Genomic DNA, 24,120 nt, shown 5'->3' on the forward strand with positions numbered 1-24,120 from the left:
CTACGCGCCAGCCGTCTGGCTCGGCAGCTCGCCGAAGCGCTCGCGGTAGTAGCTCGAAAAGCGGCCCAAGTGGCCAAAGCCAAATTCCAGCGCGGTATCTGTCACGCAGTGGCCCGGCTGCTCCAGCAGCCGCGCACGCACGGCGTCCAGTCGGCGGTTGCGCAACAGCACCATGGGGGACTCGCCATGGTGGCGCTGGCACAGCATGTTCAGCCCGCGCACGCTCACGCCAGCGGCACGCGCCAGGTCTTCCAGCGCCACGGGGGCGCTGAGGCGGCTGCGCATGTAGTCATCCAGCCGCTCCAGGCGGCGCAGGTCGCCTGCGGCGGCGGCACTGGAAGGCAGTTCGATCTGTGGCACCGTAGGCTGCGTGGGTACCGGCATGCCCTGCGCACACGATGCAAGGAACAGCGCCACATTGCTCTCCATGTGATCCACCCAGCGCACATGGGCGGCGCTCTCCACCGTCTGCTGGCTCACGTGCAGCAGGGACTGCATCAGAAAATGCCACTGCTGCCCCTGCACCGAGGACAGCGCAACGATGGGGTGCACAAAACGGGTGTCGTTCTGCAGAGATTCGGGTGCCCAGGCCCGCAACAACTGGCACGGCACCTTGAGGATGAGCTGGCGCGCGCCTTGCTGCCAGCGCATGTGCAGGTCGCGGCGCGGCGCGATGAGCGCAGCGGCCCCCGCAGGCAGGCGGATCGGTACCCCATCCGACACCATCTCGGCCACGCCCGACAGCGACAGATGCACCAGGACAAAATCATCGAAAGGGCGCGGGCGGATTTCCACCTCTGCACCGTATTGCAGCATGAACATCTGCAACTGGCGGATGCGCACCTTGGACAACGCAGTGTCCACCGCACCACTGCACCATTTCAGGCCGTGGTCCGAAAACTCGCGGGCCACCAGATCATGGGAATCCACCCGCGCGTCCGAGGTGAACACCGGCCGCCGCTGCAGGGCGGACAGGTCCAGAGACAAGGCAGACGGGGACGCCATCGGATAAGACCTCTTCGTGGGAATAGGCGCAGCACATTCGACGATGCGCTGCTTGATGTGCGTCAAAACAGCAATTTCCATACCCAAGGGGTCTTATCCGTCTTTTGTCCGTTGCAGGCCCTTTGCCTGGAGGGGCACATCCCATCGCGCTCCCTGGCTTTCGCTGCCTCCGCCTCCCTCACTACCTTGAGCCACCTAGGCGACAGGCCCCGCCCCACGGCTGGCTGGCACCCGACGTAACATTGCCGCCACACCGGATGCGTGCTTTGCAGCCACCTGCGCAGCCCCACCCCACACTGACCGCCCTGCCCCTCTCTCCATGTACCAAGCCCTCAAGCCCTCCCGCAGCAGCACGCTGCCATTGCGCCACCTCGATTACCACGTCCGCCACTGGGGCCCTGAGCAGAGCCATCTGCCCACGCTGGTGCTGGTGCACGGCTGGATGGACGTGAGCGCCTCCTACCAGTTCACGGTGGACGCGCTGCAGCAAGAGCGGCGCATCATCGCGCCCGACTGGCGCGGCTTCGGGCTCACGTCCAGCGCGCAGGCCGACCATTACTTTTTTGCCGACTACCTGGCCGACCTGGACCTGCTGCTGGACCACTACGCGCCCGGCGAGGCTATCGACCTCGTTGGCCACAGCATGGGCGGCAACGTGGCCATGATGTACGCCGGTGTGCGGCCCGAACGCGTGCGCAAGCTGGTCAACCTCGAAGGCTTCGGCTTGCCCGCCACGCGGCCCGCGCAGGCGCCCACGCGCTATGCGCAATGGATCGACGAAATCAAGCAGCTGCACCAGGGCAACAAGGACCTCAAGACCTACGACAGCGCCGATGGCGTGGCGCGCCGCCTCATGAAGACCAACCCGCGCCTGTCGGAAGACAAGGCGCAATGGCTGGCCCAGCACTGGGCGCGACCCAACGCGCAGGGCCTGTGGGAGATCCTGGGCGACCCTGCGCACAAGATCACCAGCGCCCAGCTGTATCGCGTGGACGAAGCCCTGGCCATCTACGAGCGCATTACCGCTCCCGTGCTGGCCATAGAGGCCAGCGGCGACAGCCTGGGCCAGTGGTGGAACGGCCGGTACACGCTGGACGAATACCACCAGCGCCTGACCCATGTGCGCAACTGCCGCACCGCTGTCGTCGCAGACGCGGGCCACATGCTGCACCACGACCAGCCCGAGCAGGTGGCGCAGCTCATGGAGCAGTTCCTGAACGAAGCGTAGCCAGAATTTGAGCCCGATTGGCCGCTAGCGCTTATCCAACAAGCGCCAGCAGCTATCATTTTTGAAATTTTGTCCCCACAGATTCTCCGTTTGGCAAGCCCTCTGTCAGTCCAGTTGCCCAGCCAGGGGGCATTGAGGGGGCCGTGGCCCATCCCATGAGAAAATCGCGGGTTATTCCACCGAACACTCAGGACAAGAATCATGGACGCAGAACGTATCAACCTCATCGGCACCACCCTCAGCGACCTGGCTCTGCGCACGCAAGAGTTACGGAGGTATCTTTGACTTCGACGCCAAATTTGAACGCCTGCGCACGGTAAACGCATCGCTGGAAGACCCTGCGGTCTGGAACGACCCCAAGAAGGCCCAGGAGCTGGGCAAGGAACAAAAGTCTCTCTCCAGTGTGGTCGTCACGCTCGACAAGCTCACGCGGGAGCTGGCCGACAACGCCGAGCTGTATGAGATGAGCAAGGAGGAAGGCGACGAGCCGGGCCTCATGACCATCGAGGCCGAAACCGCCAAGCTGCGCCCGCTGATCGAAGAGCTGGAGTTCCGCCGCATGTTCAGCAACGAGGCCGACCCGCTCAACTGCTTTGTGGACATCCAGGCCGGCGCCGGCGGCACCGAGGCCTGCGACTGGGCGAGCATGCTGCTGCGCCAGTACCTCAAGTACGCCGAACGCAAGGGCTTCAAGACCACGGTCGAGGAAGAAACCCCGGGCGACGTGGCTGGCATCAAGAGCGCCACGATCAAAGTGGAGGGCGAATACGCCTATGGCCTGCTGCGCACCGAAACCGGCGTGCACCGCCTGGTGCGCAAGAGCCCCTTCGACTCGTCGGGCGGCCGCCACACCAGCTTTGCCAGTTTGTTCGTCTACCCCGAGATTGATGACTCGATCCAGATCGACATCAACCCGGCCGATGTGCGCACTGACACCTACCGCGCATCGGGCGCGGGCGGCCAGCACATCAACAAGACCGACTCGGCCGTGCGCCTGACGCACATCCCCACGGGCATCGTGGTGCAGTGCCAGGACGGCCGCAGCCAACACGGCAACCGCGACATCGCCTGGCAACGCCTGCGTTCGCGCCTGTACGACCACGAGATGCGCAAGCGCCAGGAAGAGCAGCAAAAGCTGGAAGACACCAAGACCGATGTGGGCTGGGGCCACCAGATCCGCAGCTATGTGCTGGACAACAGCCGCATCAAGGACCTGCGCACCAACGTCGAAATCTCGGCCACGCAGAAGGTGCTCGACGGCGACCTGGACGCCTTCATCGAAGCTTCGTTGAAGCAAGGCGTCTAAGCGATGCGGATGCGCACCGACGCCATCATCTTCGACATGGACGGCACCATGATCGACTCCATGCCCTGGCACGCCCAGGCGTGGGTCGAGTTTGCACGCCGCCGTGGCATGGACATTGACGTGCCCGATCTCATGGCACGCACCACGGGCCGCAACGGCACCGAGTGCATCGTGGAGCTGCTGGGGCGCCCCGTGTCGCAAGACGAGGCCGACGCGCTCACGCACGAAAAGGAAACCATCTACCGCGAACTGTTCGCCCCCCGCTTTTCCGAAGTGGCGGGTTTTCGCCAGTTCGCAACCCAGGTGCGCGCGCGCGGGCTCAAGGTGGCCGTGGGTACTGCGGGCGACATCGGCAATGTGGAATTCGCCCTGGGCCACCTGGGCCTGGAACCGGCCCCACAGGCCATCGTGCGCGGCGACGAGGGCCTGCCTGGCAAGCCCCAGCCCGCCATCTTTCTGGAGGCGGCACGCCGCATTGCGGCAGCCCCCGAGCACTGCATCGTTTTTGAAGACGCGCCTTTTGGCATTGAGGCCGCACGCCGCGCCGGCATGCGCGCCGTGGCCATCTGCACCACCCACACGCCCGAACAACTGGCCGGGCCCCATGTGCTGGCTGCCGTGCGCGACTACACCGAACTCATGAACACCGACTTTCTGGAGAGCATCCATGTTGCAACTGCATAGCGCAGACGGAAGCGGAGACGGCGCAGGCCCGGCCGCTGCCATCCGCCGCGAGGACTACACGGCCCCCGCCTACTGGATCGACAGCGTCGAGCTGACCTTCGACCTGGACCCCAACAAGACCCGCGTGCTCAACCGCATGCTGCTCCGCCGCAACCCCGATGTGGCTGCGCAGCCGCTCAAGCTCGATGGCGATGACCTGAACCTGGCGCGCGTGCTGGTCAACGGCCAGGGCACCTCGTTCAAGATGGAAGGCGCGCGCCTGGTGCTGGAGAACCTGCCGGAGGGCGCCGAGCCCTTTGCGCTCGAAATCTTCACCACCTGCTGCCCCGCCAAGAACACGCAGCTCATGGGCTTGTACGTGAGCCAGGGCACCTTCTTCACGCAGTGCGAGGCCGAGGGCTTTCGCCGCATCACCTACTTCCTGGACCGCCCGGACGTGATGGCCAGCTACACCGTCACGCTGCGCGCCGACAAGGCCCAGTACCCGGTGCTTCTGAGTAACGGCAATCTGGTGGACAGCGGCGACCTGGAAGACGGCCGCCACTTTGCCAAGTGGGTGGACCCACACAGAAGCCCTGCTACCTGTTCGCCCTGGTAGCGGGCAAGCTGGTGGCCCGCGAGCAGAAGATCAAGAGCCGCTCGGGCACCGACCACCTGCTGCAGGTCTACGTGCGCCCCGGCGATCTGGGCAAGACCGAACATGCCATGAACTCGCTGATGTACAGCGTGGCCTGGGACGAGGCCCGCTTCGGCCTGCCGCTGGACCTGGAGCGCTTCATGATCGTCGCCACCAGCGACTTCAACATGGGCGCCATGGAGAACAAGGGCCTGAACATCTTCAACACGAAGTACGTTCTGGCCAGCGAATCCACGGCCACCGACACCGACTTCGCCAACATCGAAAGCGTGGTGGGCCACGAGTACTTCCACAACTGGACGGGCAATCGCGTCACCTGCCGCGACTGGTTCCAGCTGAGCCTGAAGGAAGGCCTCACGGTCTTCCGCGACCAGGAGTTCAGCATGGACCTGGCGGGCAGCCCCTCTGCCCGTGCCGTCAAGCGCATCGAAGATGTGCGTGTGCTGCGCACGGCGCAGTTCCCCGAAGACGCGGGCCCCATGGCCCACCCGGTGCGTCCCGACAGCTACGTCGAGATCAACAACTTCTACACCGTCACCATCTACGAAAAGGGTGCCGAGGTGGTGCGCATGCAGCACAACCTGGTGGGCCGCGAAGGCTTTGCCAAGGGCATGAAGCTGTACTTTGAACGGCACGACGGCCAGGCCGTGACCTGCGACGATTTTGTGCAGGCCATCGCCGATGCCAACCCAGGCAGCCCGCTCACGCAGCATCTGGCCCAATTCAAGCGCTGGTACAGCCAGGCCGGCACGCCCCGCGTGCGCGCCACGGGCCGCTACGACGCGGCCACGCGCTGCTATGCGCTCACCCTGTCGCAAAGCTGTGCCCCTACGCCCGGCCAAAGCGAGAAGCAGCCTTTCGTCATCCCGGTCGAGCTGGGCCTGATCGATGCCACCACCGGTGCCGCCCTGCCCTTGCACCTCGCGGGTGACGGCGCTGCAGAAGGCGCAGCCCCCACCACCTCGCGCGTGGTGGTGCTCACCGAGGCATCGCAGACCCTGACCTTCACCAACCTGGACGCCGAGCCGGTGCCGTCGCTGCTGCGCGGTTTCAGCGCCCCGGTGGTGCTGGACATCGACTACACCGATGCGCAGTTGCTCACTCTGCTGGCGCACGACGCCGACGCCTTCAACCGCTGGGAAGCAGGGCAACGCCTTGCGCTTCGCACCGCTATCAATGCAATAGCTGATAGCGCAATGGGGACAAGCGCTAGCGGCCAATTTGACCATCAAATTCTTGCTGCGGAATTTGTGGATGCCATGCGCAGCGTGCTGCGCAACCCAGCGCTCGACGCGGCCTTCAAGGAGCTGGTGCTCACGCTGCCGTCCGAAACCTACATTGCAGAGCAGCTGGCGGTGGTGGATCCACAGCGCATCCATGCCGTGCGCGAAGCCATGCGCGAGCAGTTGGCCCTGTCGCTGCAGGCTGACTGGGAAGCGGCCTGGGAGCAGAACCAGGACACCGGTGGCTACAGCCCCGATCCTGTGTCCTCGGGCCGCCGCGCACTCAGCGGGCTGGCGCTGCACATGCTGTGCATCGCCGCGCAGAAGACGGGCGACGTGGTCTGGCCCGGCAAGGCGTACCAACGCTTCAAGGTGGCCACCAACATGACGGACCGCTTCAACGCCCTGACTGCCCTGGTGGCCAGCGGCAGCGAACTGGCCACACCCGCCCTCGCCCGCTTCCATGCGCTGTTCAAGGACGAGCCCCTGGTCATCGACAAGTGGTTTGCGCTGCAGGCCGGTGCGCCCGACCGTGGCGGCAACGTGCTGCCCGCAGTGCGCCAGCTCATGGCGCATCCAGACTTCAGCCTGAAGAACCCCAACCGCGCACGCAGCGTGATCTTCAGCTACTGCAGTGCAAACCCCGGCGCCTTCCACCGGTCGGATGCCGCAGGCTACGTGTTCTGGAGCGACCGTGTGATCGAGCTGGACGCCATCAACCCGCAGGTCGCTGCCCGCCTCGCGCGCGCGCTCGACCGCTGGAAGAAGCTGGCAGACCCCTGGCGCAGCGCCGCCCGCGAAGCCATTGCCCGCGTAGCCGTCAAGCCGGATCTGTCCAACGACGTGCGCGAGGTGGTGACCCGCGCACTCGCCGAATAAACCACGACCGAGAAGAGACCGACATGGCAAAAAGCATCAGCCTGACCCGCTACCTTGTTGAACAGCAACGGGTGGACGGACTCATCCCCTCGCAACTGCGCCTGCTCCTGGAAGTGGTGGCACGCGCCTGTAAGAGCATCAGCCACGCCGTGAACAAAGGCGCGCTGGGCGGCGTGCTGGGCACGGCCAGCAGCGAAAACGTGCAGGGCGAGATCCAGAAAAAGCTCGACATCATCGCCAACGAGGTGCTGATCGAAGCCAACGAATGGGGCGGCCACCTGGCGGCCATGGCGTCCGAGGAAATGGACGGCATCTACCTGGTGCCCAACCGCTACCCGCAAGGCGAATACCTGTTGCTGTTCGATCCCCTGGACGGCTCCAGCAACATCGACGTGAACGTGAGCATCGGCACCATCTTCAGCGTACTGAAAAAGCCCGATGGTGACCGCGGCGTGGAGGAAGGCGACTTCCTGCAGCCCGGCACCCAGCAAGTGGCCGCGGGCTACTGCATCTACGGCCCGCAGACCACCCTGGTGCTCACCGTGGGCGATGGCGTGGCCATGTTTACGCTCGACCGCGAACAGGGCTCCTTCGTGCTGACCGAAGAAAACGTGCGCATTCCCGAGGACACCAAGGAATTCGCGATCAACATGAGCAACATGCGCCACTGGGACGAACCCGTGAAGCGCTACATCGACGAGTGCCTGCAGGGCAAGGAAGGCCCGCGCGGCAAGGACTTCAACATGCGCTGGATTGCCAGCATGGTGGCCGATGTACACCGCATCCTGACCCGTGGCGGCGTCTTCATGTACCCCTGGGACAAGCGCGAGCCCAACAAGCCCGGCAAGCTGCGCCTGATGTATGAAGCCAACCCCATGGGCTGGCTCGTCGAGCAAGCTGGCGGCGCCGCTACCAATGGCAAGCAACGCATCCTCGACATCCAGCCCACCCAGCTCCATGAGCGTGTCAGCGTGATCCTCGGCTCAAAAAATGAGGTCGAGCGCGTGACCAGCTACCATTCCACGCTATAATTCAAGGCTAAGCCGGTGTAGCTCAGTCGGTAGAGCAGCTCATTCGTAATGAGAAGGTCGGGTGTTCGATTCATCTCTCCGGCACCAAGTTAGTAAAAGAAACCCCGCTATCGTTAAGATAGCGGGGTTTTTTGCTTTGGGCGTTTTACAGACTGTTTACAGACTGCGTTGTCTGGTTTTAGGGGCCACGACAGTGTCACGCCTAGACAATGAAAGCAGGAATTCCCGACAAAACTTATTGGGAAATTGTCTGACCACGACTGCCCCCTGGGCTGCCCAGGCATCACCTGCAGGAGCTCGCCTTCGCGAGCAGCAACCCATCCCTTACTACCAAACACAGCATGAGCAGAAAGCCTAGTGGTTCGCCCGAAGACATCAGGAGGGCACTGGACACAGCTGAAACGACGCAATCGGCCACAGAGCTTCGTAGGGTCCTTGCAGTCGTTTTGCCCGTCCTGCATGGGCTGAGCCTGAAACAAACGGCATCTCTGGTCGGCCGGTCAGAAACCTGGGTGGCAAAGGAACGTCAAAACTTCATTCAAAACACGGTCCCTGCTGCAACGGAGAAACCTTTCCGTGGTTCCAAAAACCATTTGATTCCGGCAGATGAGGAAGATGCGTTCATGGCGACTGTCTGTCAAAAGTACATCCGTCTTCACACAGCGTGGCGTCTTGGGTTGCTCAACGGCCCGATTACCCGTCGAAACGTGGAAAAGAGCTTCGTCGAGGTCGCGCATGAGGCTCTCGAGGAGCGAATTCAACGCAAGACTACAAGAACCACTGTCTACAACCTATTGGAAAGGGCCGGCAAAAGGCGCTTCGCAAACTACGAACCCTATCTATGGGAGCTTGCTTGCAGAAATGGCTTGCCAAGTTCTTGGTACGACAACGATGAGATCTCAGCAGCCTTGGCAAAGCGCTATGGCTTGAGCCGAAAAAAACCACGGGCACCCAAGTAACAACGGGCTTTTCGATCAGTTCAGCGAGGACGGAATAAGTAAGGTCTGACTTTGAATCTGCGGCCTAAGATCGCCGTTCCAAATAGTCCTTTCCCCGGCAGCCAGTCGGAGCAAATGAAAGGACGAAATGACCATCAAGAACTCACCCGACCTCAGTGCCTACAGGTTCTCTGCGGGCGTTGACTACGTCAAACTCAAAGGCTTGCATAAGCAGCCTCTGCCACCCCTGGATGGCAAAGCCATCTGGCCATCCAGCGCTCCTGGCAAGCTGACGGTCCATGACGCGACGGCAGCAGATGTTGTTCTGCTGGCCAACACCTTCCCGGGCGCTTTCATTGACGAGCTGGAAGTCAGGGTAGACATCCGCACGGCCAAGCCTTTGACTGCTGAATTGCAGCGCGTTGCCCTGAAAGCCTTCAAGACCGAGTTTGTTGCCAAACGCCTCATGCCGGTCTTCATCGATGGCACGAACAGCGGCTTCCGTGGCGCCTACGACCCGTCGCTCAAGAAAACCATCCCGTACAACCGCCGGGTGCCGGACCCTGACGCTCAACTGCTCATGGGTCATCGCAACGATGGCGTTCAGGTCAAGTCCTACTACAAGCGGCTCGACCAAGGTAAATCGTTGTCGCTCGCACAGCACTGCATTCGCGTCGAGGTCCGCATCGGCATGGTGGGCTTGAACAAACATGGCCTCTCGACCATCGAGGATCTTCTCGGCTTCAAATACCGCCGGAAGCTCACGCAGTATTTCACTCATGTGTCCGGCTCAAGGTTCAGGAAGGTGCGGAAGTCACGCAGGACACCCCTCCTTGAAGTGTTGCACGCAAAGAAAGAGGAATTCGATCAACCGCACTGGGAACGCGTCGGGGTGGGTGCGTTTCTTCCTGGCGGCGAGCGCCGGAAATCCGACCTGGTTTTCAAGCGCGACATTGAACTCAACAACAGGATCGGCCAGGCTCTTGCACGCATGGAGCAGTCCTTCACCGCCAAAAAATTCGTGCGTTTGCTGATCTCCCCAAACGTGAGAAGACCAGTATCCATGCGGTTCTTGGCCACATCCGATGAGTCAGCTATTACTTACTGATCACACCCTCTAGTACCGCCTGCGAGGTGATGACGCCAACCGTCGTCACCTCCACTTCATGATCGTAAACAGGCTCCACGATTACCTTCGACATGCAGACCCATCAGACCATCACCCCTATCGAATTTGAGACCCGTACCGTCGTGGACACAGCCACTGCGGCCTTCCACCTCAACCGCCGGCCACAAACCCTCCGTGTCTGGGCTTGCTATGAGGACGGTCCCATCCGTCCCATCCGGGTCAACGGACGCCTGGCTTGGCCAGTTGTGGCCATTCGTGGCCTTCTTGGATGTGCCCCTGCAACCAACGACGGCCAGTACTGCACCCGGGCCTGATGAGGGCGTCGTTGCTCATGTGCCGACCCCCACGACAACCAGTTAAAGAACAAATTGAAATGAACGAAATCACCATTGAGCAGTCACTTGTCGCGAACGTCGAGAACCATCAGGTCGAGCCTGACGTGTCGTACTTCCCGCCAGATGATGAAGTTGAGGTAAGCCAAGAATCGGTTATCGACGATCTGGCCGGCGCGAAGGATGCCCTGTCGCAGTACACGCTCCAGACCGATAACAACGAGGCTCGCAATGGACCGGATGAGTCTGCTGGCGTTGCAGAGGACGCGGTGCAGGAAGATTTGTTGGCCCATGGTCTCACCCCCGGCGTCTCCCTCTTCCCTCCCGACACGACCCCCGAGGAAGACGAGAAGCGTTTGCAAGATCTGCTGGACGAAATGGGACTGAACGATACCGCACCTACGCCTTCAGTATCGCCGGCATCCAGCTCGACCATCGCTCAAGGCGAGGCCCCTGTTTCGCATGACAAGGGGGTGGATAACGAGGATTCGGCCTCGACAGGGTATTCCGAAGCCACTTGCGCACTGCGGGACCTTCCGATCATCCAGGTGAAGGCTGGTGAGCTGGAAAAGACCCTCGCTTCTGCGGAGCATGTCTTGGCGGATACCGGTGACTACTATTCACGAGGCGATCACATCGTCAGCGTCCGCTTCGATCCCGCAGTGAGCAGGCATCACATCCGCGAACTGACCGGCCAGGACCTGGTAGTGGCTTTCGCCGGGCTCAGTAAATGGTCTCGTTTCGACAAACGCAAAGGCGAATGGATGGCCATCGACCCATGCCCCCGGATCTGCAGGCTTCTCGCAGAATCGTGGAAGGGCGGTCGGCTCCCAATCCTGAATGGTATCGTCAGCCAGCCGTCTCTTCGGGCCGATTCCACGGTCCGGTCGGCACCCGGATATGACCCTCACACGCGCACTTTGGGCATGTTCGACGCGGGTGGCTTTTCCATTCAGGAACATCCCAACCGTGATGACGCAATGAGCGCACTTTCCACTCTGGACGAGCTTCTCTCCGAGTGTGCTTTTGCGACCCAGGTGGATCGTTCTGCAGCTCTGTCTGCCCTGCTGACCGCCGCGGTTCGGCCCAGTCTTCCGCTGGCGCCCATGTTTCACGTCATGGCCCACCAGCCCGGCTCCGGGAAGTCTTTTCTGTGCCAGTTGATCAGTGCCTTGGCGACGCCAACGCCTGGGTCGCCGGTTGCCTTCCCGCGCAGCAACGACGCTTGCGACAAGCTGATTTTGTCGCAACTGATGAAAGCCCCCGCGGTAGTCGAGTTTGACAATCTCACCACTGACTTGCGGCCGTTCGACAAGCTGTGCAGTGCGCTGACCAGTGAATACCTCGAAGGCCGCCAGCTTGGACATTCCCGGACCGTCGTAGTGCCCACCAAGACCCTGTTTCTTTCGAGCGGAAACAACGTCCGTCCAATCGACGACATGGTGCGGCGTTGTATCTGCATCCATCTGGATCCCGGCATGGAGTCACCCGCTGCGCGCGTCTACAAACGTCCCAACCTCCTCGATGAGGTTCGCCGGGACCGCATCAAGTTCATTGGCGCGGCACTGACAATCGTGCGCGCGTGGGTCTTGGCGGGTCAACCCCGTGCAACCAGCCCATCTCTCGCCAGCTACTCGGACTGGAGCAACTGGTGCCGGCAACCCCTGCTTTGGCTCGGGCAGCCTGATCCGGCAGAAAGCGTTTTCCAGGGTTTGAAGGAAGACCCCTCACAGCTGCTGCTGGGCAGGGTCCTTGCAGGCTGGCATGAGAAGCACGGTGGTGCCCCGAAGATGGTTCGTGACGTCGTCAACGCCGCGGTTCACCTTGATGAGACCGATGATTTCCGGGACGCGCTGGCTGAAGCAGCAGGGGGAAATGAAAGCATCAACGTCAGGAAGCTGGGTCACTGGCTGGCTCGCAACGAGGGCAGGATCGTGGGCACCTACCGGCTGCGCAAAGCACCCAAGACTCGGAACGCAGAGAACTGGCAGGTCGTTGAGTCGGATGTGTCGGTATCGTCGGTTCTTCCGATCTCCAAGCCCACTTGATGACATTGAGGAGTGAGGGTGTCCATCACCCTCCCCCATCACCATGGTCTGTGCTCGTGCCGAGACGTGGGCACTGATCCACAGACGGTGCGAAACGCAAGCTCTTTCAGGAAGGATGCGTTCAGCACTGCATTAAAACAAATCGACTGTAAAACCAAGAGGATTGGCGCCTTCGATAGCGCAAGCACCTCCCCTCCACGGAGTGTGACTGAGTCCTCAACAGTGGCGAAAACTGCATTAGAAGAGAGCTTTCCGTCACAGTTCTCGCCAAACATGAACCCGTACCTACAAGACATCGAGCTCAAAGAGTCCCTTGGTGCTTGATCAAAGAACCCGTTTCCCAGAAAGCGCGCGGAAAAGCAAGTCTACAGACTACGCTTCACCACCACGGGCACGCAGCGCCTCATACAACTGAGCCGGCCCCAGCAATATCGCTTTCAATCCGGCTCGTACCCGCTCACTGTCCAGCGCCTGCTTGCTCATGCTGGTGTACGCACCGAAAGCATCAATGATCGCGTCGGTCAGCGCGCTGTCCAGGTCGGGGGAGTTATCGAACTGGCCCTTGCTGTTGTTGCTGGCCTGCTGCACCAGGATGTCGGACTCCAGCAGCTTACCTTTGACGTGGTTCACATAGACCAGTCGGTCGTCGTCGCTGAGCTCACCATCAAACAGGTCGTTCACCTTGGCAAGGATCTCAGAGAGCAGCACCTTCTGCTTCTCCTGCACCGCACCACCGCCGGTATCTGTCAATGGTTGCAGCTTGTGTTCACCATCGTCGTCATGTAGAGCCAAGCTACGCTTGCCCTGATCTTTGAGACGGTGGTGGGTCAATACGACCTTCGACAGATCCACCCCTTCTCGCTCGCGCCCAAAGTCCAACAAGGGCAACAGGCGTTTGAAGAACATTGCCCGTTTTTCAATGTCCGTGTTGCCGTAGTCAAACACCTGCCCCAGGAAGGCGTACACGCGCACATAGGTGCCGAGGTCGCGCTTGAAGAGCTGCAGCGCCGCCAACTCATCCTTGGACTCTTGCGTTGCTGGACCGTCTTCGGCTGTCTGCTGCGCCACAGCAAGCGCCAGCTGCGCAGCCTTGTATCGCTTGAGCAATCGGTCGGCCACCGGCTCAATGGCGGCCACCAGCATCGCCTGCGTGGCCTTGGCGTTCATCTCGGCCTGCACCACACGCTCGACCTCGAACTCGTCGTAGTGGCCCGAGGCGTCGAGCTTGGCGCGCAGGTCGTACACCAGGTGCGGGTCGGTTACACCGGCAAGCTCGGCGGTTTCGTAGTAGGTCTTGAACGCGGCAAGGACGTCGCCAGGCTCGTTCACGAAGTCCAGGATGTAGGTGGTGTCCTTGAGACCGTACGGGCCGCTGTAGGCCCGGTTAAGGCGGCTCAGGGTCTGCACCGCCTGCACGCCCCCAAGTCGCTTGTCCACGTACATGCCACACAGTAGCGGCTGGTCAAACCCGGTCTGGAACTTGTTGGCCACCAGAAGGATTTGGTACTCGTCCGTGGCAAATGCCTCGCGCATGTCCCTGCCTTTGAGCGAGGGGTTGAGACGGGTGCTGCTTTCTGTGACGAATTCGTCCATCTGCTCCGGGTCATTCACCTCCCCCGAAAAGGCCACCAAGGTGCCCAGCTTGTAGCCGTTATCTTGGATGTACCGCTGAATGGCCAACTGCCATCTCACCGCTTCCTGGCGACTGCCAACCACCACCATGGCCTTGGCGTGGCCATCCAGCAGGGGCTGAACGTTCTCACGGAAGTGCTCCACCACCACCGCCACCTTCTGGCTGATGTTGTAGGGGTGCAGGCGCACCCATCGCATTAAGCCCTTCATGGCCTCGCTACGCTCCACCTGCTTCTCGTCCCATTCTTTGCCGTTGTTCGCCAGCCTGAAGGCCAGCCTGTAGGGCGTGTAGTTCTTCAGTACATCGAGGATGAATTCCTCCTCGATGGCTTGGCGCATGGAATAGATGTGGAACGGCGCGGGCAGGTTGCCCGGCCCAGCGGGTTGCTCGGGTTGTGGGCGGCGACCGAACAGCTCCAGCGTCTTGGCCTTGGGCGTGGCGGTGAAGGCAACGTAGGTGATGCCCTTGTCATTCGCCCGGGCCGCCATCTGGGCGGCGAGCAGGTCTTCTGTGCCTACCTCGCCACCATCCTGCAGGTCCTTCAGCTCCTCGGCGCTCAACAGCTGCTTGAGCTTGCTGGCGGCCTCACCTGTCTGGCTGCTGTGCGCCTCGTCCGCAATCACGGCAAAGCGCTTGCCCAGGGTTGCTGCCAGTTCCTGCACGGCCTTGAGGGCGAACGGGAAGGTCTGGATGGTGCAGACGACGATCTTCTTGCCGCCCCCTAGCGCCTCGGCTAGCTCGCCGCTCTTGCTGCCAGCGTCACCCTTGATGGTCGCCACCACGCCCTTGGTGCGCTCGAAGTCAAAGATGGCCTCTTGCAACTGCGCATCCAGCACATTGCGATCGCTCACCACCAGCACGCTGTCGAACAGCTTGTGGTTTTGAGCGTCGTGCAGATCGGCCAGAAAGTGCGCTGTCCAGGCGATCGAATTGGTCTTGCCACTACCCGCGCTGTGCTGGATCAGGTACTTGTGCCCGGCCCCTTCGGCCAGCACGGCCGCCTGCAGCTTGCGCGTGGCGTCGAGCTGGTGGTAGCGCGGGAAGATGAAGCCCGTCACCTTCTTCTTGCTGTCGCGCTGGGTGACCAGGTAACGGCCAATGATCTCCAGCCAGCTGTCGCGCTGCCACACCTGCTCCCACAGGTAGGCGGTGCGATGGCCTGCCGGATTGGCCGGATTGCCCGCGCCGCCGTGGTCACCCATGTTGAAGGGAAGGAAGTGTGTGCTGGGCCCCTGCAAACGGGTGGCCATCATCACTGTGCGGTTGCTCACCGCAAAGTGAACCAGCGCGCCGCGGGGAAAGTCCAGTAGCGGCTCGGCAAATGGCCGGCCCTTGGGCTTGGGAATGCGGTCAAAGCGATACTGATCCACCGCCGCGTTCATGTCCTGCGTGAAGTCGGTCTTGAGCTCCGCCGTGGCGACCGGAATGCCGTTCAGGAACAGCACCAGATCAATGATGTCGTCGTGGTTGGTGCGGCACTGGCGCACCACGCGCAGGCGGTTGGCGGCATAGCGAACCTGCAGTTCAGAGTTCATTGCCAGCGCGGGCTTGAACTGTGCCAGCTTGAGCGGGCTTTTGAGCCCCAGCAGGTCGATGCCTACACGCAGCACCTCCAGCGTGCCCCGGTCGTCCAGGGCCTTGCGCAAGCGGTCCAGCAACATAGCTTCTGCAGCGGTGCCGTGGTTCTTGCTCAAAACCTCCCAGGCTTCGGGCTGGGTGGCCTGTACCCAGGCCATTAGGTCTGCGGGGTAGAGGGCGCGGGGGGTGTCGTAGCCGCTGGCGTCGCCCTCAGTGCCCGGCGCGGCATAGAGCCAGCCCTGCTGTGCCAAGTGGCTGCAGATATCGGTCTCAAACGCAATTTCGTTGTGTAAGCTCATCTGAAAGGGGCATTGTTTTGGACACCGAGCATGAATACTTCTGTTAGCGGCGCTTGCCTAGCCCCGGTAGTCCTCCTTGCACTATGGAGACCCAGATAGACCTTTTGCGCAATTTCTTTTGCGGTCGCTCGTCGGGAATCTCTTCATGCTTCTCTTTTTTGTGGGCGAGCAACGTGCCAGGTTTCAGCTTTTTTCCGCAGAGAACGCAATGCAGCGTGGGACTACTCCGGCCGCTCCTGACGATTGGAGCTGGATATGAAGTTCCTCCCACCCGCCTGACCCTACCGCGTCTAGATTTCTTGCTCTTAGCCTTTTTGTGCAGGCTCTTTTTCTGCGGTTTTTCATCAAGTTGAATTGGTTGTGCTCTCTGCTCGCCTTCTGGTTGCACAAGATTCTTTTCCACCACAGCAGTCTCAGGACGCCCAGTCTTCCGGGCTAAAACCTTCGGTTTCGCGATCCTGGAATCAACAGCACCCATTTTTATCTTCGCCTCCCTCACCAGGCATGGAAAGCAGAGCTGGGGTGAGGTTGCCTCCAGCATGAGACCGCATGAAGGGCACGGATGCGCATTGATAGTCATGAAGAACTTCCTTGTGCCGAACTCACATGCTTCTTCCGCTGCCCGGCATTTGATCAATGGGGTGGATAAAGCGAACAACACCAGCGCTGTAAGCCGTGCGCATCAAGTCTTGTGTCTACCCAGTGGGCAGATTGTCCTTCCAAGCCCGGTAAGTAATAGAGCTACCTTTGAGGCGCCAAGTGTTGAGTCCGTTGTCCGTGCGCCCCAAGATGGTTGCAGAAGCCGCACTAGGGCTCTTGAATGACGTGTCTCTTGTAAAAAGCATGTGGGTTCCATCCGGTGAAATCTCTAGCGCACCCGTACTCTTCAACTCATCACGCAGCTGTTGATAAGAATGGGGCTGCCCCTTCCAACCGAGTTTGGCCCGAGAGCCGGCCAGCACCACAAACGCCTTACCCTTCTCTTGGGCAGCGGCGGATAAGCCGTAGCGTTTGCTTTCCAACTCAAACACTACCTGATCGCCAGAATCTTCAAACTTCACAAGCATCGCGTCCGCAACATCAACATGCGTTTGTCTCTCGTGCAAACGCCAGTGAGCCTCAAGTACTTCAATCAAATCACTTTGACGCTGCTGCATTACTGCTACGGTCCAGTCTTCATGCTGTAGAACCTGAGTTGTCAATACAAACGCGGACGTACCACCCTTTGTGAAATAGACCGACTTCTTCCAAGCGAAATCGCGGTTGCTCGCGGAACTATTCTTCTTTCGACTAAGCAATGCGAGGTTGCCAAGCCGATGTACCCATGACTGGTATGCCGTCATATCCGCCACCCATTTAGCCCACTGGCTATTGGGGGCTGGTTGCTGAGGCATGACATGCTCAACCGACACCACGGAATGCTGATAACTAGCGCTACCGTCGGAAAGGAGGTGATCCACCCGGAGCAAAAGCAAAGATAGCGCTCTAGGCGAATGTGTTGCGTACAGCGGACCATTTAGAGCGTCATATGTTTCTTGTTGCTCTTGGGGTGAAAGTTGCAAAGGCGAAGTAGCATTTATCAAGTCACTATCTGCCTCTATGGCCCCCGTTAGTGCAGAGAAACGCTCGATACGATCATTGACGCCAGTCTTGCGAGCCAACATCGAATAGCTCAATCGCTCCAAATCACGAAAAAAGGTGAGAATGACCTCGGGCTTCTGGCGATAGCGCACGAAGTGGGCTAGTGCAGGAGGCACCCAGTCCTTAAACTCCAGCCGGTTCAGCCAGCGAAGATGCTCATTCACCTGCTCAGCATGTTTCGTGCTGCTGTAGTCTGCGTCACATAACTCTGCGAAAGCCTTTGCCATCGGCAGTAACACATCATCCATCAAGCTGCGTGGCAGTCTCTCCGCAACTACATGTTCCTTGAACTCTTTGAGTAATGTGCCCTGCGGTTTGGCCTTGCGATAGACCATTCGGATATGGCTGAACAGGTCACCGAACTCTTCACGCCCCAAGTCCTCTTCCTCGTCTTCCCACTTCTTCGTGTAGGCATCACGAAGCACTGGTTCAATGCCGCCGATGATTTCGGCCTTGAGAATGTCTGTCGCGCTCAGATCCAGGCCACGGCTGTTAAGTACCCCGAAAATTCGGTATGCCGAATCTAGGTCTGGCGTAGCCACCGTCACCAAGTAGCAACGCGTGATGATGAACTGAACCAGTCTTACTAAGTCGGTCTGCGTCAGCTTGGCAAGCCCATCCATAAACACTAGGGCGTTGGTTCGCAAGCGTACCTGCGCATCGGGCAGCACAGAGTTCAGCCGCGCCAGGTCAGTCAGCCCGTTTTCGTGCTGCACGTACTGGCGAAAGAAGTCGCGGTCGCGCTCACGCAGCAAGAGGCGATAGCGCGCCTGTGTAGCCTTTACCAGATTGCCCTTTTCGTAGATGCAGCCGGTAATGTCCTTTTGCCAATCCTCGTCATCAACGGTGGCGCGGATCGCAGATAGCAAGAGGGTTAGTGTCGTCAGCCGCTGCTGCCCATCAACCACCGTCGCTTCCGGTGAAGACTCGGCCTTGATGAGCACGATGCTGCCAAGAAAGTACGGTGCAGCATCACTAAGTTGATCGGGAGCCGATGCAAGGGCGCCCACCAAATCGTCCAGCAGCTCTTGCGCTTGGTCTCGGCCCCAGGCGTATGGGCGTTGGTAACCCGGTATAGTGAAAACGTAATCGTCACTGAAGATTTTGGCAAGCGACTGCTCTTTGGCGGTAAGTGTGTGAGTCATGCTTCCCTATCAGAGCGTTCTTTAGGCGCGACGAACGTCGATTTGACCGGTGACGGCGGCAGATATCAGAGCGGTGCGGCGTTCATGCAGGAGGCTGATGGCGGTGCGGGCTTCATTTACGAGGGCGCCAATGCTTCTCGATGCATCCCGTGCGACATCAACGATCTGCCGCTGTTCGTTGACTGGTGGTACAGGCACTGGGGCTTCCTTGATATTTTCAAGGCTCATGCCCTGCTTCAAACCATATTGCGCCACAGCGAAATATCTCTGTCCAGAGTCACTTTTCAGATAGATCGCCAGTAAGTCGGACAGTATGTCCGGGCGGGGACGGATGAGACAGAGATGTTGGTTCACGTATGCATCTTCGGGGACAGCACCGCACACGGCTACGTTTCCTGTCTTGGCGCCCGTGATGCAAACCACTACATCCCCGTCGGCCAACTTGGTCCGTGCTGCCTCAGCATCGTCATTCACCGCTACTCGTTTGGCATCGTCGAACGAAATGGACAGATCGCCCGTAAGGTCACCGCTTTGAATGAACTTGGCACCTACTTCGCCGACCCGCTCCGACCATCCACGCGGCCCGCTGGTCAAAAAGCTGGAGAGGGCACGTACACGCCGAATCTCCCAATGCTCCGGCACTTCCCCCAGCCACTCCACACCCGAGTCCCTCATCTGCACATTCGGGTCTAGCCCCTTGGTCACGGCTTGGGAGATGAGGGCTTGGCGCTTTTCCTGCAGCAGGGCGATCAGCTTTTCCTGCTCGGTCACCAGCGCGTCGATCTTGGCGGTTTCGCGGTCGAGGAACGTGGCGATGGCGGTTTGTTCTTCGGGCGTCGGGAATGCCGCGCGCTCGTTGAAGTACCGATCTTGGTCCAGGTTTTGAATGCCAGAGGTTTGGTTGATTGAGCCAGTCGTGAGCCTGACGGCATACGCTGCGGCATGTACATAGCGCCAGAAAGAGGAAACCATGCCGGGAGCCAACTGCACACGGGCAACGAAGTTTGAGCACACGGCAGGGCGTTCATCGTCGTAAAGGACGACGCATCCAACGGGCTGGTTCTCTCCTCCGCCCGATTTTTCAAGCAGCAGATCGCCTTTTTTCAGTGAGCGCCCTTCACGCTCCCTACTGGTGACGTTTCGGATGGTGGGCTCCATCAATACAGCCCGCAGCTTCTGACGGTCAAAGTCTGCAACCCGAACGCAAGGGATGTCGTTTTCGTCGCCCTTGGCGTCATCACCCCATATGCCATTCTTCGAGCTGATGATGGATGCCTTGAGGCGATCGATCCCCCAATGCGCAGGCACCTCCCCCAGCCACTCCACCCCACTGTCCTTGTACTGCGGGTATCGCGGAAAACTCATGCCGACAGCCCCTTGATCATGTCTAGGATGCGGTCGGTGGTTTGCTTCAGTTCTGCATCAATCTCCGCCAGTGGGCGAGGTGGCTTAAACACGTAGAAGTGCCGGTTGAAAGGAATTTCGTATCCCACCTTGGTTTTCTCGGCGTCGATCCAGGCATCGGGAGCGTGGGGTAGCACCTCGCGCTTGAAATACTCGCCCACGTCTTCGGTGTAGGGCACGTTCTCGGTGTCGCGCAGTGCGCTATCGGGCTGCGGCTTGCCCTTTTGCTTGCCCTTGACCCCAAGCACCACGTTGCCCACTTCGTCGCGTAGGGGGCGCTCGACGGTGATGGTGTGGTAGCCGAACGCCTCGTTGTCGAAGATGCGGCTGATGGGGGTGCCGTCGTCTTCATGTGCCTCGACGAAGTCGCCGAACAGACGGGTGATGCGGTCGATGTGCGCGTCGCTCAGCTCCTTGCGCTTTGACCCCAGGCTCTTGCGCATCTTCTGCCACATGCCGCTGGCGTCGATCAGCTGGACCTTGCCCTTGCGCGCAACAGGTTTGCGGTTGCTGATTACCCAAACGTAGGTACTGATGCCCGTGTTGTAGAACATGTCCGTGGGCAGCCCCACGATGGCTTCACACAGGTCGTTCTCCAACATGTAGCGGCGGATCTCGCTCTCGCCGCTTCCAGCCCCGCCCGTGAACAGTGGCGAGCCGTTTAGCACGATGCCGAACCGGCTGCCGCCCTCTGACGCAGGCCGCATTTTGCTGAGCAGGTGCAGCAGGAACAGCATCGACCCATCCGATACACGGGGCAGGCCGGGGCCAAACCGGCCGTTGTAGCCCTGCTGTTCGTGCTCCTTGCGCACTTCTTTCTCGACTTTTTTCCATTCCACGCCGAACGGCGGGTTGGACAGCATGTAGTCGAACTTCTTGTGGCCATGGCCGTCGTCGCTGAGCGTGTTGCCGAACGTGATGTTGGCCACGTCCTGGCCCTTGATCAGCATGTCGGCCTTGCAGATGGCGTAGGACTCTGGGTTGAGCTCCTGGCCAAAGACTGTCAGGCGCGCTTTGGGGTTGTGCTCGGCCAGGTATTCGCCAGCAACGCTGAGCATGCCTCCTGTGCCCGCGGTCGGGTCATAGATGGTGCGCACGACACCCGGCTTGCACAGGATGTCGTCATCCTCGATGAAGATCAGGTTCACCATGAGCCTAATGACCTCGCGCGGCGTGAAGTGCTCCCCGGCGGTTTCATTGCTGATTTCCGCGAACTTGCGGATCAGCTCCTCGAACACGAGGCCCATCTGCATGTTGCTGACGACCTCGGGGTGCAGGTCGATCTGGGCAAATTTCTCGGTGACCTTGTACAGCAGCCCAGACTTTGCCAGGCGTTCGACCTGGGTGTGGAATTCAAAGCGCTCGAACACGTCACGCACTGCCGGCGAGAACGCCTGTACGTAGCTAAACAGGTTCTGGGCGATGTGGTCAGGGTCGCCAAGCAGCTTTTTGAGGTCCAGCGTGGAGGTGTTGTAAAAGCTCTGGCCGGCCTTGCGCAGTAGGAAGGGCTCGGGGTTGAGGTCCTGGGCCTGCTTGGCTGCCAGCTCGGCCAGCACAGCGGGCTTCGTCGTCTCTAGTACGCAGTCAAGGCGGCGCAGCACGGTGAGAGGCAGGATCACCTTGCCGTAGTCAGATTGTTTGTAGTCGCCGCGCAGAAGATCGGCGACAGACCAGATGAAAGCGGACAGGGTTTGTTGGTTCATGCGAGAGCGGTGCTGACAATTTTTTATCGGAGCAGTATGCCAGCGCCACCAAGTCGAACAACCGCCGCATGACCGCGTTTCTATCGCCCGGTCCGCCCTGTAATCCAACCTCACAGATCTCTAATGAATGCAGTCGGTCACATGTTGCAGACCGCGATTCTTGGGAGATTTATGGACGACGAGACTGCGCCACAGTGGTTGGCCGATCAGCATGCATTGGCAAGCGGGGCAGACGCGGACCTGGTTGGCACTCAGGGCGACTGCGCTGCACCCCGGTCCAATGATGCTCCAAGGGTGTGCCATCGCCACTTTGGAGGAGGAATGACGTGGAGAGGCAACGGTGGTTGAGGGAGAAAACACTACCCGGCGACAAATGTCACCATTGCATCGCATCCTGGACTGGGGTGTCGAGGGCTCCACTGTCACCGCTGAACTACGCCTGTCACCGTTGAACTATGCCCCCAGTTTTCACTGTTGAAGCGCACCCGGACCGGGGTTTTTGGGGCGAAAACGCCCCTGAGAGCCATGAATGTCACCGTTGAACTATGCGTGTCGCTGTCGGAGGCCGTCCAGGATCGAGTTCGGAGGGTAGAAATGTCACCGTTGAACTACGCCACTCAGAGTTGGAACGCTCCCTGGACCCACACTGGAGGTACCAGCGTCACCGTTGGACTATGCCTGGCAACGCCGAAACGCGCCGAGAGTGAGAGCTTCCCGGAGCGACCACGACCTTCGCACCCCTATGTCGTAGTGCGTCCGGGCGAGGCCCTTCATGCCGTTTTTCCTGGCTCCTCCACGAGCATCCTTATAGGGCCACCGAACAGCCCACCCGCATCAGTCGTCGTTCTCACGGCGCCGAGCTACATCCTGCATTTCAGGCGCCGCTCCGCCAAGTGCTATCAATCTTTTCGCACTCTGAACTCGAACAAAGGTCTTGAGGGCCTCACTGAACAGGTCCTCCCGGTCCATTGAAGGGTCGGCTAACTCCAAGGCCCTTGCATACAGGTCGTCATCGATAGTCACGGTGATCTGCATTCATACCTCGTACGGAAATGGGCGTTGGGCACAAGCCTACAGTGTCTGGGTCATTCAGGTAAGGCAACCGCCACGCTCCGATCTACCGGCCCGTGTGTGAACGTTTCGATCTTTGGCAAGCGGATAAGCGCCTCAGCCTCCTCCACGGTGCCGTGCAGCCAGGTGTCCCAATCGCCCTGTTCCAGCGGTACCACCGTGCGCTTGTCCTGCATGTCCGGCGCGCGCTTCGGGTCGGGCCTGTGCATCAGGTTGAGCACCGGAACGTCGTCGCAGTTCTGCGTGATCATGGTGTAGCTGGGCACCACCTCGCCCGTGGCCGGGTCGGTCCATTCGCTCCACAAGCCCGCCAGACCCCACGGCTCTCCATCGGCGCGCTCGAACTGCCAGGGGATGTGCTTCTTGGTCCCCCAGTAGGGTTCGACGTACAGCTGGGCCGGAATGATGCAGCGCTGCCCCTTGCGCCAGGGGCCGCCGAAGGTCCATGACTTGGCCATGCCTTCGCGCCGCGCGTTGACGGTGCTCAGGCGCTTGCCGTCCTTGCCTGTAGGGATGTGTGTTTTGGAGTTTGGCGGGATCATTCCCCACTGCCCCACCACCAGCTCGCCCCCTGTGTCGCCCTTGGTCCGCAGGAACGGCCCACGGTACAGCGGGCTCATCTTGTCGCGCCACTCTTCCTCGGGCACGTCACCGAAGTGCAGCACCAGCTGCTCGCGGCCCGGGACCTCGTAGTAGGTACACATGGCAACATTCTGGCAGCAGATGGCTATACTGTGAATATGTACAGCTTTTTGGATTCCCCCCTGCCCGTACCGTATGACGCGGCTGTGCAGGTGCTCGCCCTGCCTGTGTGCGGCGTGAGTGTGCGCGCGGGGTTTCCATCGCCTGCTGACGACTTCGTGGTGGAGCGGCTGGACATCATGCAACTGCTGGTGAAGCACCCCCAGGCCACCTACTTCTGGCGGGTGCGGGGCGACTCGATGCGTGACGCGGGCATTGATGACGGCTGCATCATTGCCGTGGACCGGGCGATCAAGCCAAAGCACAACAACATCGTGGTGGCCATTGTGGACGGCGAATGCACGGTGAAGTTTTTGCACCAGCGCGCCGGCCGCATCAAGCTGCGCGCGGCCAACCCCACCTATCCCGACATCATCCCCCGCGACAGCCAGACCATTGAGGTGTGGGGTGTGGTGAGTGGGTGCGTGAAGCTGTTTCCCACCTGATCTGATGGATGGAGGCCAG

Annotated in this window: 16 protein-coding genes, 1 tRNA gene and 1 pseudogene; 10 read left to right on the forward strand and 8 right to left on the reverse strand. The window is 60.4% G+C overall.

What is annotated here, in order from left to right; all coding sequences use genetic code 11:
- Nucleotides 1-1,005: an AraC family transcriptional regulator gene (locus EXV95_RS06795; protein WP_176886295.1), complete on the reverse strand. Its 1,005-nt coding sequence runs from the start codon at nt 1,003-1,005 to the stop codon at nt 1-3.
- 319 nt (nt 1,006-1,324) lie between these two features.
- Here EXV95_RS06795 and EXV95_RS06800 point away from each other — a divergent pair, with 319 nt between their 5' ends.
- The 9 genes and pseudogenes from EXV95_RS06800 to EXV95_RS06840 all read left to right on the forward strand — a co-directional run bounded on the left by EXV95_RS06800 (nt 1,325) and on the right by EXV95_RS06840 (nt 12,440).
- Nucleotides 1,325-2,233, forward strand: a complete 909-nt coding sequence (locus EXV95_RS06800) for an alpha/beta fold hydrolase (RefSeq protein WP_055402634.1) — start codon at nt 1,325-1,327, stop codon at nt 2,231-2,233.
- 201 nt (nt 2,234-2,434) lie between these two features.
- Nucleotides 2,435-3,539, forward strand: a protein-coding gene (gene prfB / locus EXV95_RS06805; RefSeq protein WP_121420455.1) for a peptide chain release factor 2 whose coding sequence is annotated in 2 segments (ribosomal slippage) — nt 2,435-2,515 and nt 2,517-3,539 — 1,104 coding nt in all. Because the reading frame shifts where the segments join, the coding sequence is not laid out codon by codon here.
- A gap of 9 nt (nt 3,540-3,548) precedes the next feature.
- Entirely contained in the window at nt 3,549-4,223 is a 675-nt protein-coding gene (locus EXV95_RS06810; protein ID WP_176888979.1) for an HAD family phosphatase, read from the forward strand.
- Nucleotides 4,207-6,962: pseudogene (gene pepN, locus EXV95_RS06815) on the forward strand (aminopeptidase N). Before EXV95_RS06810 ends, pepN begins: the two are co-directional and overlap by 17 nt.
- 23 nt (nt 6,963-6,985) lie before the next feature.
- Entirely contained in the window at nt 6,986-7,993 is a 1,008-nt protein-coding gene (locus EXV95_RS06820) for a class 1 fructose-bisphosphatase (protein WP_056063775.1), read from the forward strand.
- Nucleotides 7,994-8,004: 11 nt separating this feature from the next.
- Nucleotides 8,005-8,080 (forward strand) — tRNA-Thr (locus EXV95_RS06825).
- Between the two features lie 254 nt (nt 8,081-8,334).
- Nucleotides 8,335-8,952, forward strand: coding sequence for a hypothetical protein (locus EXV95_RS06830; RefSeq protein ID WP_176886296.1), 618 nt, complete (start codon nt 8,335-8,337; stop codon nt 8,950-8,952).
- A gap of 127 nt (nt 8,953-9,079) precedes the next feature.
- Entirely contained in the window at nt 9,080-10,039 is a 960-nt protein-coding gene (locus tag EXV95_RS06835; RefSeq protein WP_176886297.1) for a hypothetical protein, read from the forward strand.
- 394 nt (nt 10,040-10,433) lie between these two features.
- Complete coding sequence (locus tag EXV95_RS06840) at nt 10,434-12,440, forward strand: hypothetical protein (protein WP_176886298.1); 2,007 nt, start codon at nt 10,434-10,436, stop codon at nt 12,438-12,440.
- 372 nt (nt 12,441-12,812) lie between these two features.
- Here the strand turns inward: EXV95_RS06840 and EXV95_RS06845 are convergent, their stop codons facing one another.
- The 7 genes from EXV95_RS06845 to EXV95_RS06875 all read right to left on the reverse strand — a co-directional run bounded on the left by EXV95_RS06845 (nt 12,813) and on the right by EXV95_RS06875 (nt 23,618).
- On the reverse strand, nt 12,813-15,950 hold the full coding sequence (locus tag EXV95_RS06845; protein ID WP_176886299.1) for a type I restriction endonuclease subunit R: 3,138 nt from the start codon (nt 15,948-15,950) through the stop codon (nt 12,813-12,815).
- Nucleotides 15,951-15,993: 43 nt separating this feature from the next.
- A complete protein-coding gene (locus tag EXV95_RS06850; protein ID WP_176886300.1) occupies nt 15,994-16,530 on the reverse strand; it encodes a hypothetical protein in 537 nt (178 codons plus the stop codon).
- A 115-nt stretch (nt 16,531-16,645) separates the two neighbouring features.
- Nucleotides 16,646-18,736: a DUF4357 domain-containing protein gene (locus EXV95_RS06855; RefSeq protein WP_176886301.1), complete on the reverse strand. Its 2,091-nt coding sequence runs from the start codon at nt 18,734-18,736 to the stop codon at nt 16,646-16,648.
- Nucleotides 18,737-18,757: 21 nt separating this feature from the next.
- On the reverse strand, nt 18,758-20,101 hold the full coding sequence (locus EXV95_RS06860; RefSeq protein WP_176886302.1) for a restriction endonuclease subunit S: 1,344 nt from the start codon (nt 20,099-20,101) through the stop codon (nt 18,758-18,760).
- Nucleotides 20,098-21,843 carry a class I SAM-dependent DNA methyltransferase gene (locus EXV95_RS06865; protein ID WP_176886303.1) on the reverse strand — a complete coding sequence of 582 codons (1,746 nt, stop codon included), beginning with the start codon at nt 21,841-21,843 and terminating at the stop codon, nt 20,098-20,100. Before EXV95_RS06865 ends, EXV95_RS06860 begins: the two co-directional genes overlap by 4 nt.
- Before the next feature lie 834 nt (nt 21,844-22,677).
- Entirely contained in the window at nt 22,678-22,878 is a 201-nt protein-coding gene (locus EXV95_RS06870; protein ID WP_176886304.1) for a type II toxin-antitoxin system VapB family antitoxin, read from the reverse strand.
- A 50-nt stretch (nt 22,879-22,928) separates the two neighbouring features.
- The gene (locus EXV95_RS06875) at nt 22,929-23,618 is read right to left on the reverse strand and encodes an SOS response-associated peptidase (protein ID WP_176886305.1); all 690 of its coding nucleotides are present in this window, start codon (nt 23,616-23,618) and stop codon (nt 22,929-22,931) included.
- 36 nt (nt 23,619-23,654) lie between these two features.
- Here EXV95_RS06875 and EXV95_RS06880 point away from each other — a divergent pair, with 36 nt between their 5' ends.
- Nucleotides 23,655-24,101, forward strand: a complete 447-nt coding sequence (locus EXV95_RS06880) for a LexA family transcriptional regulator (RefSeq protein ID WP_010465837.1) — start codon at nt 23,655-23,657, stop codon at nt 24,099-24,101.
- The last annotated feature ends 19 nt before the right edge of the window (nt 24,102-24,120 follow it).

The sequence above is a fragment of the Acidovorax sp. JMULE5 genome (genome assembly GCF_013376875.1).
Taxonomy (GTDB): domain Bacteria; phylum Pseudomonadota; class Gammaproteobacteria; order Burkholderiales; family Burkholderiaceae_C; genus Acidovorax; species Acidovorax facilis.